This window comes from Candidatus Sulfotelmatobacter sp., assembly GCA_035504415.1.
Classification (GTDB): Bacteria; Vulcanimicrobiota; Vulcanimicrobiia; order Vulcanimicrobiales; family Vulcanimicrobiaceae; genus Vulcanimicrobium.
On record DATJRY010000011.1, the window covers coordinates 511,412 to 526,175 of the forward strand.

The following is a 14,764-nucleotide window of genomic DNA, read 5'->3' on the forward strand; positions in this document are numbered from 1 at the left end:
GACGCACGGGGAACGGATCGCTTTCTTCTTCGTGACCGTTCGTGCGGTTCAGTAGCATTACGAGAATGAAGCCGCCGTATTGCCGCGGTGCGTGAGGATTGCTAATCGAATCCTCTCGGCCCATCTCTTCTCCGAGGAGATACCAAAAAGCCGCCATCCATCCAGCACGAGATGCAGCCCTGCGCGCGAGGCGATGCCGCTGAATGAGACCTGCTGCTCATGTTCGGGAAGTGCAAGAAGCCGTTGGAGAGCCAGCTCCGTAATCGATGAAACGGTCGCGCCGTCAATCCGCCTAGCATGCTGCCCGAGCCGGTGCGCGAGTGGATCTGCTATGCTGACGGAGATCTTCACACTGACGGCTTTGCATAATGCTACTCGATGATCTACCGGTAGGAACACAAGGAACTCACGCTTGCTTGCCTAGCGAACACGGCCCTCAAAGCACATGTGCATGCGAGGCGGCTATCGACCAACCCCCGGCTGAAACTCGCCGTCAAGGGGTCGCGCTTTTGCGCCCATCGAGCTGGCGTCGACCCAGTCGCCGCTCCCGATCAGCGTCATGCCCTCGATCGTTCGTGTGTACAGGTACACCCACGCGCGGACTGGCGACCCGGCCACCGGGTGGACAACAATACGGCAACGTTCGTACATCGAGCGGGCCGCATCGCTCGGATGGCAGTCCTCGTAGACGTCGAGTTGCCTCAAGACTTCCTTCGCCTTTGCCCCGCTCTCGGAAATCTCGAACAGTTCACCGACTACTCGATCCGTGCTGTTCGCCGACGGCACTAGGCCCGGGTAGGCGTCGGGCCCGTCGTGGACGAGATACAGCCGGCCGGGGATGAGACAGGGGCCGCGGCTTTGCAGCCGGGCCAGCACGGCGGGGCTGACGCCGTTGGACTGGCCGGTCCGCAGGGTGCCGTAGGCGGCAAGGTACACGGGCACGCTGGCCCGTTCGCCGGCTGTGGCCGCCCGGCAGCTATCGACGACCCTGCAGCATACTACTTGCGTCGGTGGTTACCATGCAGTATACTGCAGGACACACCCGATCGACCGAGAGGATCGCCATGGTTACCCTGGCAGTGCCGGCCGACGCCGGACCCGTCGACTTCGAGACCTCGCCGCAGAGCTATCGGCACTGGAAGCTCTCCGTCGACGGCAGGGTGGCGACGCTGGCGCTCGACGTCGACGAAGACGCCGGGCTGCGGCCGGGCTACAAGCTCAAGCTGAACTCGTACGACCTCGGCGTGGACGTCGAGCTGCGCGACGCGCTCGATCGGATTCGCTTCGAGCACCCCGCGGTCGCGACCGTCGTGCTGACCAGCGCCAAGGACCGCAGCTTCTGCGCCGGCGCGAACATCTACATGCTGGGCACGTCCTCGCACGCCTGGAAAGTGAACTTCTGCAAGTTCACCAACGAGACGCGCAACGGCATGGAGGACTCCAGCCGGTACGACGGGCTCTCGTTCGTCGCGGCGGTCAACGGCGCGTGCGCGGGCGGTGGCTACGAGATCGCGCTGGCGTGCGACGAGATCCTGATGATCGACGACCGCTCGACGACGGTCAGCTTGCCGGAGGTGCCGCTGCTGGGCGTGCTGCCCGGCACCGGCGGCTTGACGCGCCTGACCGACAAACGCAAGGTGCGCCGCGACCTGGCCGACGTGTTCTGCACCAACGCCGACGGCGTGCGCGCGCAGCGCGCGCTGGAGTGGAACCTGGTCGACGCGATCGCGAGCCCGTCGGACTTCGCCGCGCTGGTCGCGCAGCGCGCGCACGCCCGCGCCGCGGCGTCGCCGCGGCCGAGCGACGCGCGCGGCATCACGCTGCACCCGTTGCGCAAGCTGGTCGACGGGAACGGCCTGCGCTACCGTCACGTCGAGGTCGCGTTCGACCGCGCCGCACGCACGGCGACGCTGCTGCTGCGCGCGCCGCAGGACCCGCTGCCGGTCGACGTCGCGGGGATCGAAGCGGCCGGCGACACCTGGTGGCCGCTGGCGCTGGCACGCGAGCTGGACGACGCGCTGCTGTGGCTGCGCACCAACGAGCTGGAACTGGGTCTGCTGGTGCTGCGCACCGAGGGCGACCTCGACGCCGTGCTCGCGGCCGGCCACCAGCTCGAGGCGTTCGGCGAGCACTGGCTGGTGCGCGAGACGATCGGGCTCTTGCGGCGCACCCTGGCGCGCTTGGACGTCAGCTCGCGCAGCCTGTACGCGCTGATCGACGCGGGCTCGTGTTTCGGCGGCCTCTTCTTCGAGCTGGCGCTGGCGGCGGACCGCGCGTACATGCTCGACGCGGCCGACGGCGAGGGGCCGGTCATCGTGCTCGACGCGTGCAACGAGGGAATGTTCCCGATGGTCAACGATCGCTCGCGCCTGCAGACCCGCTTTCTGGGCGCGCCCGAGAAGCCCAACGAGCTGCTGAGCGCGCGCGGCTTCGTCTACACCGCGAGCGACGCGCTCGACGCCGGCCTGGTGACGTTCGCGCCCGACGAGCTGGACTGGCCCGACGAGATTCGCCTCGCGATCGAAGAGCGCGCGGCGCTCTCGCCCGACGCGCTCACGGGGATGGAAGCCTCGCTGCGCTTCGGCGGCGAGGAGACGCTGGACACCAAGATCTTCGGCCGGCTCTCGGCCTGGCAGAACTGGGTCTTCATCCGGCCCAACGCGACCGGCGAGCAGGGCGCGCTCACGCTCTTCGGCACCGGCACCAAACCGCACTTTGACCGGAACCGCGTGTGATGACGAACATCGACTATCAAGACCGCATCCCCAACAACGTCGACCTGGGCGCGAATCGCACGCTGCAGCGCGCGCTCGAACAGTGGCAGCCGGCCTTCCTCCGGTGGTGGAACGAGCTCGGTCCGACCGACTTCCAGGCCTCCGACGTCTACCTGCGCACCGCGATCTCGGTCGACACGAAGGGCTGGGCGCACTACGACTACGTGCGCATGCCCGACTACCGCTGGGGCATCTTCTTGGCCGAGCCCGACGCGAATCGCACCATCGGCTTCGGCGACGACATGGGCAAGCCGGTCTGGCAGCAGGTCCCCGGCGAACACCGCTCGACGCTGCGCCGCCTGATCGTCACCCAAGGCGACACGGAGCCGGCGTCGGTCGAGCAGCAGCGGCAGCTCGGGCACTCCGCGCCCTCGCTCTACGACCTGCGCAACCTGTTCCAGGTCAACGTCGAGGAAGGCCGTCACCTGTGGGCGATGGTCTACCTGCTGCACGCGTACTTCGGGCGCGACGGCCGCGAGGAGGCGGAAGCGCTGCTGCAGCGCCACTCCGGCGCGGCCGACAACCCGCGCATCCTCTCGACCTTCAACGAGCCGATCAGCGACTGGCTCTCGTTCTTCATGTTCACTTTCTTCACCGACCGTGACGGGAAGTTCCAGCTCAAGTCGTTCGCCGAATCGTCGTTCGACCCGCTGGCGCGCACCTGCCGCTTCATGCTGACCGAAGAAGCGCACCACATGTTCGTCGGCGACACCGGCATCTCGCGTGTCACCCGCCGCACGCTCGAAGTGATGGACGAGCTGGGCACCGACGATCCCCTCGCCATCCGCAACGCCGGCGCGATCGATCTGCCGACCATCCAGCGCTACTTGAACTTCTGGTTCTCCTCGTCGCTCGATCTGTTCGGCGCCGACACCAGCTCGAACGCGGCGGCCTACTTCGCCAACGGCCTCAAAGGCCGTCCCGACGAGAAGAGGTACGTCGATCACGTCGAGCGCGAGACGATCTACGACCTCGAGGTCCCCGACGGCAAGGGCGGCGCGCGGATCGAGCGCATCCCCCTGCGCAACGCGATGAACGAGTTCGTACGCGTCTCGTACGTCGAGGACTGCGAGAAGGGGCTCGCGCGCTGGAACCGCTTGATCGACGCCGCCGGTCACGGGTTCCGCTTCCGGCTGCCCAGCGTGCGCTTTCGGCGCACCGTCGGCAGCTGGGCCAACGTCCCGACCGATCCCGACGGCACGCCGATCGCGCAGTCGGCGTACGACGCACAGCTCGCGAGCTGGCTGCCCGGCGCCGCGGATCGCGCCTTCATCACGAGCTTGATGCACGGCGTCTTCGAGCCCGGCAAGATGGCCGGTTGGATCGCGCCACCCGAGAAGGGCATCAAAGACCGCCCCGTCGACTACGAGTACGTGCGACTGGCCTGACGCCGCCGGCCTGCCCGCACCGAGCGGAGTGATCGGCGCGCGCACAGCGAAGGGCGGGGGCGTGGCGCTCGATCCTTCGCTCCTGCTGTTCGTGCCCGGCGACCGACCGGACCGGTACGTCAAAGCGCTCGACGCGGTCGGCGCCAGCGGGGGGATCCTCGACCTCGAGGATGCCGTCGCGCCGGACCGCAAGGCGTTCGCGCGCGATCAGGTCCACGCGTTCCTCGACGCGCACGAGGACGTACGCCGCGTCGCGGTGCGCATCAATCCGCCCGACGGTGCCGACGGGCGCGGCGACCTCGCGATGCTCGCGTCGGCGCGCCGCCCGGCCGCGGTCGTGGTGCCGAAGGTCGCCGATCCGGGCGATCTCGCGCACGTGACGGCGGCGATCGGCGAGGTGCCGCAGATCGCGCTGATCGAGACCGCCGAAGGGATCGTGCACTGCGAGCGCATCGCGGCCGCGCCGAACGTCCTGGCGTTGGCCTTCGGTCCTTACGATCTCTCCGCCGCGCTGGGCAGCGAGCCCGACTTCGACGTCATGCTGCCGCATCGCGCCCGGCTGCTGGTCGCGGCGCGTGCCGCCGGGCGCTGGGCGATCGACGGCCCCTCGCGCGAGTACGGCGATCCCGAGATTCCACGCCGCGACGCGGCCGCGGCGCGGCGCATGGGCTACGACGGCAAGCTGCTCATCCACCCCGCGCAGCTAGGACCGGTGCGCGCCGCGTTCGCGCCCAGCGACGACGAGATCGCGTACGCGCTGCGGATCGTCGACGCCGCCGCGCGCAGCTCGCCGGCCGTGCTCGACGGGACGATGATCGACGCGCCGATCATCACCTCCGCCGAGCGCGTGCTGCGCCGCGCCGGCGTCAGTCCTTCGCCGGCGTCGTCGTGAAGTAGAGCTGCACCTTGACCCCGGAGGTGCCGCTCCCGGCCGTCGTGTACGGGTTGGAGGCGGTCCACGGGCCGCCGTTGACGTCGCCGCTGCACGACGCGTTCTTCGTCTGGCAGGTGAAGTTCAGCGTCTTCTTGCCGCCCTGGATCGGAACCTGATCGTTGTTGGTCGTCCCGAACTCGTTCCAGAGCGTATAGCTGAACGGAATCTGGCTCGTGCTGGTGGGGACGAGCATGAGCTGCAGCCACGGCACGCTGGTGCGCGGCAGGTGGTACTGCGAAGCGTCACGGTACCAGTGCTTGAGGCCGGCGTTATTCGAGCTGAGCGTCCCGAAGTACGAGTCGGTCCCGGTGAAGGCCGAGTTCGCGTAGACGCTCAGCGTGCGCATCGCGAAGACGGTGCCGGTGGTGGGATACTGGGCGATGCTCGGCATCGGCGCGGTCGTCGTCGTGTAGAGGTTCCGGCTGAGCGTCGCGTAGACGGCGCGGGTCTTGAACGTCTTGACGTAGACCGAGTCGTGCGAGCCCGTCCATTTGGCGACGAAGGCCGCGAACGCGGCCGCGTACCCGCTGCGGTTGCCGTTCCAATGACCGTCCAGGTTGGCTTTGTTGACGGGATTCTGGATCCACTCGGAGACGTAGATCGACGCCTCTTGGTCGTACGCGAGGTCCTTGGCGTCGGACGAGCTCGGTGCGTACGCCTTCACTTTGTTCAAGAAGCCGCTCGACACCCAGCTCATGACGTTGCGCGCCCACTCGTACGAGCCGGCCCAGGCGTAGACGTACGCGTTCGCATAGTTGGGGCGCACCACCGAGTCGTGATTGAGACCCCAGGTGTAGCCGCCGTGCGGAACGTGCGTGCCCTGCGGGATGTTCAGGCAGTTGGCGTACCAGCCCGTGTACAGGTTGGTGGGCGGCGTCTTGTCCTCGAACCACGTCTTGGTCTTGTAGTAACCGCCGACGCCGTGCGCCTCCACCCAGTCGGAGTGGCTGTAGAAGTCCTGGACGACGTGGAGCGACATTCCCATGACGGCGAGGAACTCGACGACGTCGTTGTCCTGCTCCGCCTTCTGCGCGGCCGCTTTGGTGTTGGCCGCCAAGTTCGCCCAGTAGCTCGCGATGGCGGCGTTGCTGAAGACGTCGTCGAAATGCAGCTTCTCGAGCTGGCACTGCGGGCCGGAGCCGATCGTCGGCGTCGACGTATAGTAATCGGTCAACCAGTTCTCGACCTGGGTCGCGTCGGCGGCGGCGCCGCTGAAGCCCAGGGTGCGCATCACGTCTTCCGTGAGGCTGGCGTGCGGGCCGGTGTCGAACGCCGACGCCCTCCCGCACACGATAAGCGCGAACGCGAACATCAGCGTCACGGCGAACGCTCGTCTCATAAACCGAACCACACCTTTCGGAAAAGAGGAACGACGCGGCACTTGGCCGCGCGCAGATGGTTTCCCCGCTCAGCGGCCGGCGAGCACCGCCCGTGCGTGCGCGCCGCCGCCGTACCGGCGGCTGACGTTCAGTTCTTCGCTCAGGCTCCAGACCAGGTACAGCCCGCGGCCGCGCTCGGCCAGCACGTCGGTCGGGAGGTGCGTGATGAGCGCGAAGCCCGGCCCGCGGTCGAGCACGTGCAAGACCGGCTCGGTGCCCAGATCGCAGACGACCTCGACCGGCCCCGGTGCGTGGCGCGTGACGTTGGAGACCAGCTCGCCGAAGATGAGCTCGGCGGCGTACGCCGCCGACGCGTCGAAGCCGCGGGCGACCAACAGCGCGACGAACTCGTGGCGCGCGGCGCGTGCGGCGCGCGCGTCCTCGCTCGCGAACGACCACACCGCGCGCCGCTCGGCCGGGAACGGGACGACGGTGAGGGCCAGGATCGCGACGTCGTCGCTGGTGCGCTCCGCCAGCACCGCGCGCTGGATCGCGCGCGCGGGATCGGCCGCGTGCAACGGCACCGCGGCGAGCGCAGCACGCAGCTGCCGTTCGCCCTCGACGACGTCGCGTGACACCTCGGTCGCACCGTCGGTGTAGAAGAGGACCAGGTCGCCCGGTCCGAGCCGAATGCTCGCGGCCGCGCCGGCCGCGCGGGCGCGCAAGCCGAGCGGGAGATCGGAACCCTCCAGCGCCTCGATCTCGCCGCCGGCACGGCGCAGCAGCGGCGGCGGATGACCGGCCAAGGCGTACGACAACTCCTGCTCGACGGGATCGTAGACGCCGACGACCGCGGTCACGACGCGGTCGGGATGCTCGTTCTTGAGAGCGCGGTCGGCCGCGTCGAGGATGGTCATCGGATCGGCGTGCACCAGCGCGATCGTGCGGACGGCCTGACGCATGGCCGACATCAGCACCGCCGCCTCCAGGCCGCTGCCCGCGACGTCGCCGACCGACACGACGAGCCGGCCGTCGCGCAGCGGGATCGCGTCGTACCAGTCGCCGCCGACCAGGCTCTCGTTGGAGCCCGGCACGTAGACGGCGTCGAGCGCGAGCCCGACCAGCGCCGGCAACGACGCCGGTAGCGCTGCCTGCTGGAAGGCGGTCGCGATCTGCCGTTCGCGCGCGAACAGGCGCGCGTTGTCGAGCGCGACCGAGGCGCGCGCGGCGAGCAACTCGGCGGCGCGCCGCTCGGCGTCGGTCGCCTCGCCCTGCGGCGAGTTGACCAGCTGCAGCACGCCGATCGTCTGGCCGCCGGAGTGCAGCGGCACGGAGATCACCGAGCGGATCCCCGCGTCGAGCATCAGCTGCAGCTGCTCCTCGCTTTGCGCGACCGCCGCCAGCATCTCGGCCGTCACCCGCGGGACGACCCGCGATTGACCGGTGCGCATGACGGCCACGATGCCGTCGCTGGCGCGCGTCGCCGGATACCTGCGCACGACGTCCCAGGTACGTTCGACGAGCGCCGGATCGTGATGCACGATCACGCGCGCGCCGAGCGAACCATCCGGCTGGGGCAAGAAGATGCCGGCCCACTCCGCCAAGTAGGGCACGGCCGCGCGTGCGATCGCTTCGAAGGTGCGGTCGACGTCGAGCGAAGACGCGAGCAGGTCGCCGGCGTCGAGCAAGAACTGCAAGATCCGTTCGGCGGCTAGGCGTCCCTCCTCGCCCGCCTCGCTCACGAGACCGCCGCGGGGTCGCCCAGCGCGCCGCTCGCGTGCAGTGCGGCGATCCGCTCGTCGTCGTAGCCGAGCAACTCGCGCGCGATCGCGTCGGTATGCTCGCCCAGCTGCGGCGCGCGACGATGCTCCGCGAGCGGTTCGCCGACGCGTACCGGGCTGGCGATCCAGCGCGCGTTCCCGAAGCGCGGGTGGTCCGTCGTCGCGATCAGCCCGCGCGCGCCGGTCTGCGGATCGGCCAGCGCCTCGTCGACCTCGTTGACGCGTCCGCACGGGACGCCGGCGGCGGTCAGCAGCTCGAGCCACGTCGCACTCGAGCGGGTGACGAAGATCTCGGCGAGCGTCCGTTCCACCAAGGCGCGGTTCGCGCGACGCGCGGCGAAGTCGGCGAAGCGCGGATCCGCGCGCACGGCGTCGAGCGCGAGCGCGTCGACCAGGCGGCGCCAGAACTTCTCCTTCGCGCAGACGACGACGATCCAACCGTCGGCGGTGCGGAAATTTTGGAAGGGAACGATCGAGGGGTGCGCCGAGTTCGCCAGTCGCTCGGGGCGGTAGGCACCGCCGGGCGCGAGCGTCCAGGCCGCGACGTAGGTCAGCATGCTCATCGCGGTGTCGAACAGCGAGGTGTCGCAATCGCAGCCGACGCCGTCGCGCCGCGCCGCGTGCACGCCGGCCAGCAGCGCCAACGCCGCCACCAGGCCACCGCTGTAGTCGACGACCGAGAGGCCCGACTTGGTCGGCGGGCCGTCCGGCGCGCCGGTCAGCGACTGCCAACCGGCCATCCCTTGCAGCACGTAGTCGTAGGCCGGCTCGGCGCGGCGCGGTCCGGTCATCCCGAATCCCGACAGCGAGACGCAGACGATGCGCGGGTTGTGGGGCGCGAGATCGGCGTAGCGCAGACCGAGCTGCTCGGGCATGTCGCCGCGCAGGTTCGAGAACACCGCGTCGGCGTGCCGCACCAGATCGTGGAAGACCGCGCGGCCGCCGGGGTCCGTGAGGTCGAGCGCGACGCTGCGCTTGTCGTGGTTGAAGGTCTCGAAGAACAGGCTGTCGTGGCCGCCCTGATACGGCGGCACGCTGCGGCCGACGTCGCCGCCCGAGCGCACGTCCTCGATCTTGATGACGTCGGCGCCGAGCTCGGCCAGATGCACCGTCCCGAACGGGCCGGCACCGAATTGTTCGACCGCGATCACGCGGACGTCTGCGAGCGGTTGCACGCGCCGCGCGTTCAGCAGGCGGTGACCGCGTCCTGCGGAGGCCGACCCTCGAGCAGACGCGTGAAGTCCTCGTTCGAGCACGGGCGGCCGAACAAGAAGCCTTGTCCCCACCGGCAGCCGGCGCGCAGCAGCGCGCGCTGCTGCGCCCGCGACTCGACACCCTGCGCGAGCAGCTCGTAACCGAAACGGTCGGCGATCCCGACCATCGCGTCGACGACCGCGACGTCGTGCGCGTCCTCGGGCAAGCCGGCGACGACGGCCGCGTCGATCTTCAGCATGTCGACGCGCACGCGCTTGAGCCGCGCCAGCGAGGAGGCGCCGATCCCGAAGTCGTGCAGCGCGATGGCGAGGCCCGCTTGGCGCAGCGTCGCGAGCGCGCGCGTGGTGGCCGCGGCGTCGCGCAGCGCCACGGTCTGGGTGATCTCGACGCCGACCCCTTCGAGCGCGCCGTCGAACGCCAGCACCTGGGCCAGAAAGTTGGGGTCGGTCAGCTCGAACGCCGACAAGTTGAACCAGGCGCGGAAGCCGGGCTGCGCGGCGCGCCAGACGCCGGTCGCCTCGACCGTCTGCTCCATCACCCATAGGCCGATGCGGTGCATCAAGCCGAGATCTTGCGCGACCGGCAGGAAGTCAGCCGGCATCAGCAGGCCGCGGCGCGGATGGTGCCAGCGCACCAGCGCCTCGGCGCCGACGATCGTCCCGGTGGCGAGGTCGACGTGCGGCTGGAAATGGAGCACCAGCTCGTCGCGCAAGAGCGCGTCGAGCAGATCGGCGTGCATCCGCTGCGCCTCGGCGAAACGGTCGAGCAGGCTGCGCTCGAAGAACCGCCAACGCGCTCGGCCCTCTTCTTTCGCCTCGTAGCAGGCCGCGTCGGCGCGCGCGAACAGCTCGTCGAACGAACGACCGTCGCGCGGCGCCAGCGCGATCCCGGCGCTGGCCGTGAGCTTCACTTGCCGGCCGTCGTCGTGTCCGTCGATCGCGAACGGCGTCGCGAAGACGTCGAGGTACGCGCGCACGCGCTGCTCGGCGTCGGCCGCGTCGGCGACGTCGCGCAGGACGATGCCGAACGAGTCGCCGCCCAGCCGCGCGAGCAGATCCGGACCGCCGACGCGCGAGAGCGCCGCGGCGACCTCCACCAAGATCGTGTCGCCGGCCGCGAAGCCGAGGGTGTCGTTGACGCGGTGCAGGCCGTCGACGTCGAGCACGACGACCGCGTGCGGATTCCCCGACGCCAGCGCCGCACCCGCCAACGCGCGCAGCGTCTCGCGCGTGCCGATCCCGGTCAGCGCGTCGCGCCCGGCCGCCGGCGGCAGCGCGCCGGCGCGGCTCCATTGGAGGCGCCCCGTGCACAGCGAGGCCAGCACCTCGACGAAGGCGCGATCGTCGTCGTCGAACCGGTGCACGCGCTCGGCGGCGAAGACGAGCGCGTAGTCGACGCGGCCGATGCGAAAGCGGGTCCCGATCAGCGCGCGAACCGGCGTGTCGCGCTTGGAACGGGGCAACGGATCGTAGCCTTCGCGATGGATGTCGGCCCACGCGCCGGTCCGCTCCCCGCGCATCAGCCCGACCAGGATCGAGTCCTCGAGCCGCGTGCGCAGACCGGGCGCCGGCGCGCCGCGCACGCCTTCGGCCCAGCAAGCCAAATCGAAGACGATCTCCTCGTCCTCGAGGTGGACGAGAAAGCCCGAGCACGGAACGCTCTGCGTGATCCGGCGCGTCCCCTCGGCGAGGATGCGCTGCACGTACACGTCGTCGGCCAAGCTGGCGGCGCCCGTCAGCGCCGTCACGGCCAGCAAGCGGTCCTGGTGTTCGTTCATCGCCGAGCCCGCGTCGGTACGGCGGGATCAGGGCGTGTGACGGCGACGCGCACGAGAGCTGCCGCCGTCGACACGCGCCCCCGCATCGCTGTCGTCATATCGTCCTCCATCTTCCCTATCGGCCGCGAACGATGAAACCGCAGCGCCGAAATGGGGGCCCGCTCGCGCGGGGGAGCGAGCGAAACCGGACGTTCTTCGTGGGACGGCCGGGCTAGACGCCGAGCTGGTCGCGCGGGTCGCGCCCACGCTTGTAGACCATGAAGGTGCGCTCGTACGAGATCACCATCTGCTCGCGCTGATTCGCACCGACGGTACGGGCGGTGACGAGTCCGACGTCGGGTCGCGACTCCGACTCGCGTTTGGCGAGGATCTCGCTGTGCGCGTAGATCGTGTCGCCGATGTAGACCGGGCTCGGAAGCTTGATGTCGTTCCAGCCCAGGTTCGCCATCACGTGCTCGCTCAGATCCGACACCGAAAGCCCGACCGCGAGCGAAAGCGTGTAACACGAGTTGACGAGGATCTTGCCGAACGGCGTCTTCGAGGCGAGGTTCTCGTCGAAATGGATCGGGTTCGTGTTCATCGTCAGCATCGTGAAGAGCGTGTTGTCCGTCTCCGTCACGGTGCGGCCGAGGCGATGACGGTAGACGTCACCGACCTCGAAGTCCTCGTAGTAGCGTCCGCGCCAGCCTTCTTTGATCACCCGGCGGCGTTCGGCGACGCGAGGACGGTTTCTTCGTAGCGTGCGGCTCAGAGGCCGGGGACGCGCGGGCCCCAGCCGCTGAAGCCGGCGGTGCCCGGGAGGGTGGGGCGAACGGTCCGCACCAGGCGGGTTTCGTTCGGGTTGGCGTTGGTCGCGGTTCTCATGCCCTACATACGGCTCGCCCAGCGCAGAGTTTCGTGCCGCTGCGCCAGCCACGCGTCCATCGCCGCGAACGGCATGGCGCGCGCGAAGTGATAGCCCTGCGCGTAGCCGCAGCCCGCCTGCGCCAGCCAGCGCGCTTGGTCCGCCGTCTCGACTCCTTCGGCGACGGCGCGAAACCCGAAGCGGCGGCCGATGCTCAGCACGCCCTCGACGATCGCTTCGTCGCGCACGTCGCCGGGCACGCCGGCGACGAACGAGCGATCGAGCTTCACGACGTCGATCGGCAGCCGTTGCAGATGCCCGAGCGACGACCGCGCGGCACCGAAGTCGTCGAGCGCGACCTCGAGCCCCGCCCCGCGCAGCACCGTCGCGCCGTGCGCGGCGGCGTCGACGTCCTGCATCGCGACCGCTTCGGCGATCTCGACGCCCAGACCGCGGACGTGCTGCCGTTCCAACCTCGCGGCCAGCGCGTCGGCGCCGCGCAGCTCGGACGCCGAGACGTTGAACCAGACGCGAAAGCCGGGCAACGCGTCGCGCCAACCGCTGGTGGCGCGCACGACCTCGTCGACGATCCACGTTCCGATCGGCGCCATCAGCGCGTGCGCGTCGGCGAACGGAACGAACGCGGCCGGCTCGAGCAAGCCGCGCTGCGGGTGCTGCCAGCGCAGCAGCGCTTCGACGCCCGCGACGCGCGGTTCGCGCAGACCGACGATGGGCTGGTAGTGCAGCACGAACTCGCCGCGCTGCAGTGCCGCCGCCAGCTCGACGCGCAGGTGCCCGCCGTCGCGCGACGCGTGCGGCCGGGCCGCGTCGAAGACGGCCCACGGTACCGCTCGCACACGCGCGTCGTCGAGCGCGGCGTAGGCGCAAGCCAGCAGGTCGTCGACGCTCGTGCCGTGCTGGGGGGCCAGCGCGACGCCCATGCGCCCGCGCAAGCGCACCTCGCGCACGCCGCGCAGCGTCCCGGTCGTGAACGGCCGATCGAAGCCGCGCAGACATGGCCGCAGCCGCCGCTCGGCCTCCGCCGCGTCGCCGATGCCCGGGACGAGGATCGCGAAGTCGTCGGCCGACAAGCGCGCCACGACGTCGTCCGGGCGGCACGCGGCCAACATCGCGCCGACCTCGACCAGCAGGGCGTCCGCCGTCTGCTGCCCGAGCTGCTCGTTGAGCGCGCGAAAGCCGTCGACGTCGACGAGCGCCAGCGCGCACGGCTCGCCGGCCTTGAGCAACGCCGTGCCGCGCGCGCGAAACGCCACCCGGTTGAGCAGTCCGGTCAGCGCGTCGTGCTCGGTCTGATGGCGCAACCGGTCTGACTGCGTGCGTTGGTGGAGGCGCGTCGCACACAGCGAGGCCAGCGTCTCGACGTACGCGCGGTCGAGCGCGCGCAGCGGCGTCTGCAGCGGCGAGGTCGATGCCAGCGCTAAGACGTAGCTGGTCGGTCCGACCCAGAAGACGGTGCCGATGAAGGCGCGCACGCCGTGCAGCCGCGCGCCGCGCGTCGCCGCCGTGGCGGGATCGTCACGCACGTCGCTCCATGCTTGCGTCGGCTCGCCGCGCAGCAGGTGTCCGACCAGCATCTCCCGGGCCGGATAGCGCGAGCCCGGATCGAGCACCAGCGGATCGCTCAGCGCGCCGTACGAGACGTCGACGACGAAGTCGGTCCCGTCTAGGTGCATGATCGAGCCGACGAACGGTGTGCCCGCCTGCAGCACGCTGCCCGCGGCGCCGAGCAGCGCGCACAAGTAGCCCTCGTCGTCGAGCACGGTGTTGGCCGCCAGCCGCCACAGCGTCTCGAGCCGCTGGGCGTGGCGGCGGCCGGCGCTGGTGGCGCGCTCGACGGCCTGTTCGGCCCGTGCCGCGCGATCTTCCCAGCGCAGCAGATCGCGCACGGCGCCCCCGAAGACGAGCAGCGCGGCGATGAGGTAGAAGGCGTGGCCGACGTACCACGTGAGCTGGTAGGGGCGCCACGAGAGCTCGTTGACGGTCGCGTCGAGCAAGACGGCCAGCACCGCCAGCCGCAGCGCGGCCGCGAAGCCGTGCATCCGGCCGCGAAAGGCCAGCGCGGCGAAGAGCGCTGCCAATGCCAGCGTGACGACGAACGACGGTCCGAAGGGCGGACCCGGGAGCGGCATGCCGCCGGCCAGGCGTGCCTGCACGGTCAGCATGCCCGCCTGCACCAGCAGCGAGGCCACCGTCAGGCCGGCGGCCAGCACGTACGCTTCGGCCAGGCCGCCGTCCCGGTCGCGTAGGCCGAGCGCGAGGTAGACCGTGACCGACACGGCGACCAGGACCGACCAGGCCGGGTACAGCAGCGAGATCGTGCGCACCCCGCCCGGGATCAAGGCCTCGCCGTGAGGCCCGAGCGGAAACGCGAACGTTATCGCCAGCGAGAGCAGCGCCAAGCCGACGAACGAGCTGGCCAAGAACGCGCCCGAGCGCCGCGGCCGACCGCGGAGCTGAACGAAGAGCAGCACCGCGATCCCGCCTTCGACGAGCGCACCGCTGAACATCAGCGCCGGAACGAACGCGGCCGCGTCGGGGAATTGCAAGCGTCCGAACGGCAGCGTGACGAGGGACAGCGCGAGGAGCCCGGCGCCGATGCGCACGTCCCACCTCGACGCCAGCGCGCGGGTCGTTCGGAAGAAAGCGCTCATCGATATCGTTCGTAGCGTTCCCGTAATCGCGCCGAATGCTCCCATCGAACGCCCGGCCGC

The 14,764-nt window shown here is 70.2% G+C and carries 11 protein-coding genes; 3 read left to right on the top strand and 8 right to left on the bottom strand.

From position 1 onward, the window contains the following. Window positions 1–57 precede the first annotated feature (57 nt). Both VMD91_08810 and VMD91_08815 read right to left on the bottom strand, forming a co-directional pair. Window positions 58–351 (bottom strand): hypothetical protein, encoded by a 294-nt coding sequence (locus VMD91_08810; protein ID HTW84151.1) that lies wholly within the window; start codon window positions 349–351, stop codon window positions 58–60. 111 nt (window positions 352–462) lie between these two features. Then, entirely contained in the window at window positions 463–942 is a 480-nt protein-coding gene (locus tag VMD91_08815) for a gamma-glutamylcyclotransferase family protein (GenBank protein ID HTW84152.1), read from the bottom strand. A 122-nt stretch (window positions 943–1,064) separates the two neighbouring features. Between VMD91_08815 and boxC the strand changes: the two genes are divergently transcribed. The 3 genes from boxC to VMD91_08830 all read left to right on the top strand — a co-directional run bounded on the left by boxC (window position 1,065) and on the right by VMD91_08830 (window position 5,054). Further along, on the top strand, window positions 1,065–2,735 hold the full coding sequence (gene boxC / locus VMD91_08820) for a 2,3-epoxybenzoyl-CoA dihydrolase (GenBank protein HTW84153.1): 1,671 nt from the start codon (window positions 1,065–1,067) through the stop codon (window positions 2,733–2,735). Continuing rightward, on the top strand, window positions 2,735–4,162 hold the full coding sequence (boxB, locus tag VMD91_08825) for a benzoyl-CoA 2,3-epoxidase subunit BoxB (GenBank protein HTW84154.1): 1,428 nt from the start codon (window positions 2,735–2,737) through the stop codon (window positions 4,160–4,162). The genes boxC and boxB overlap by 1 nt, the downstream gene beginning before the upstream one ends. A gap of 61 nt (window positions 4,163–4,223) precedes the next feature. After that, window positions 4,224–5,054, top strand: coding sequence for a CoA ester lyase (locus VMD91_08830; GenBank protein HTW84155.1), 831 nt, complete (start codon window positions 4,224–4,226; stop codon window positions 5,052–5,054). Here VMD91_08830 and VMD91_08835 read toward each other — a convergent pair. The 6 genes from VMD91_08835 to VMD91_08860 form a co-directional block, all read right to left on the bottom strand. After that, window positions 5,029–6,435 (bottom strand): hypothetical protein, encoded by a 1,407-nt coding sequence (locus VMD91_08835; protein HTW84156.1) that lies wholly within the window; start codon window positions 6,433–6,435, stop codon window positions 5,029–5,031. The two genes, VMD91_08830 and VMD91_08835, sit on opposite strands and share 26 nt — an antisense overlap. Before the next feature lie 69 nt (window positions 6,436–6,504). Further along, window positions 6,505–8,157, bottom strand: a complete 1,653-nt coding sequence (locus VMD91_08840; GenBank protein ID HTW84157.1) for a SpoIIE family protein phosphatase — start codon at window positions 8,155–8,157, stop codon at window positions 6,505–6,507. Next, on the bottom strand, window positions 8,154–9,371 hold the full coding sequence (locus VMD91_08845; protein ID HTW84158.1) for a CoA transferase: 1,218 nt from the start codon (window positions 9,369–9,371) through the stop codon (window positions 8,154–8,156). The genes VMD91_08840 and VMD91_08845 overlap by 4 nt, the downstream gene beginning before the upstream one ends. Window positions 9,372–9,382: 11 nt before the next feature. Next, a complete protein-coding gene (locus VMD91_08850; GenBank protein HTW84159.1) occupies window positions 9,383–11,188 on the bottom strand; it encodes a bifunctional diguanylate cyclase/phosphodiesterase in 1,806 nt (601 codons plus the stop codon). Between the two features lie 211 nt (window positions 11,189–11,399). After that, entirely contained in the window at window positions 11,400–11,888 is a 489-nt protein-coding gene (locus VMD91_08855; protein HTW84160.1) for a MaoC family dehydratase, read from the bottom strand. Between the two features lie 167 nt (window positions 11,889–12,055). Beyond that, entirely contained in the window at window positions 12,056–14,704 is a 2,649-nt protein-coding gene (locus VMD91_08860) for a bifunctional diguanylate cyclase/phosphodiesterase (GenBank protein HTW84161.1), read from the bottom strand. Window positions 14,705–14,764 lie beyond the last annotated feature (60 nt).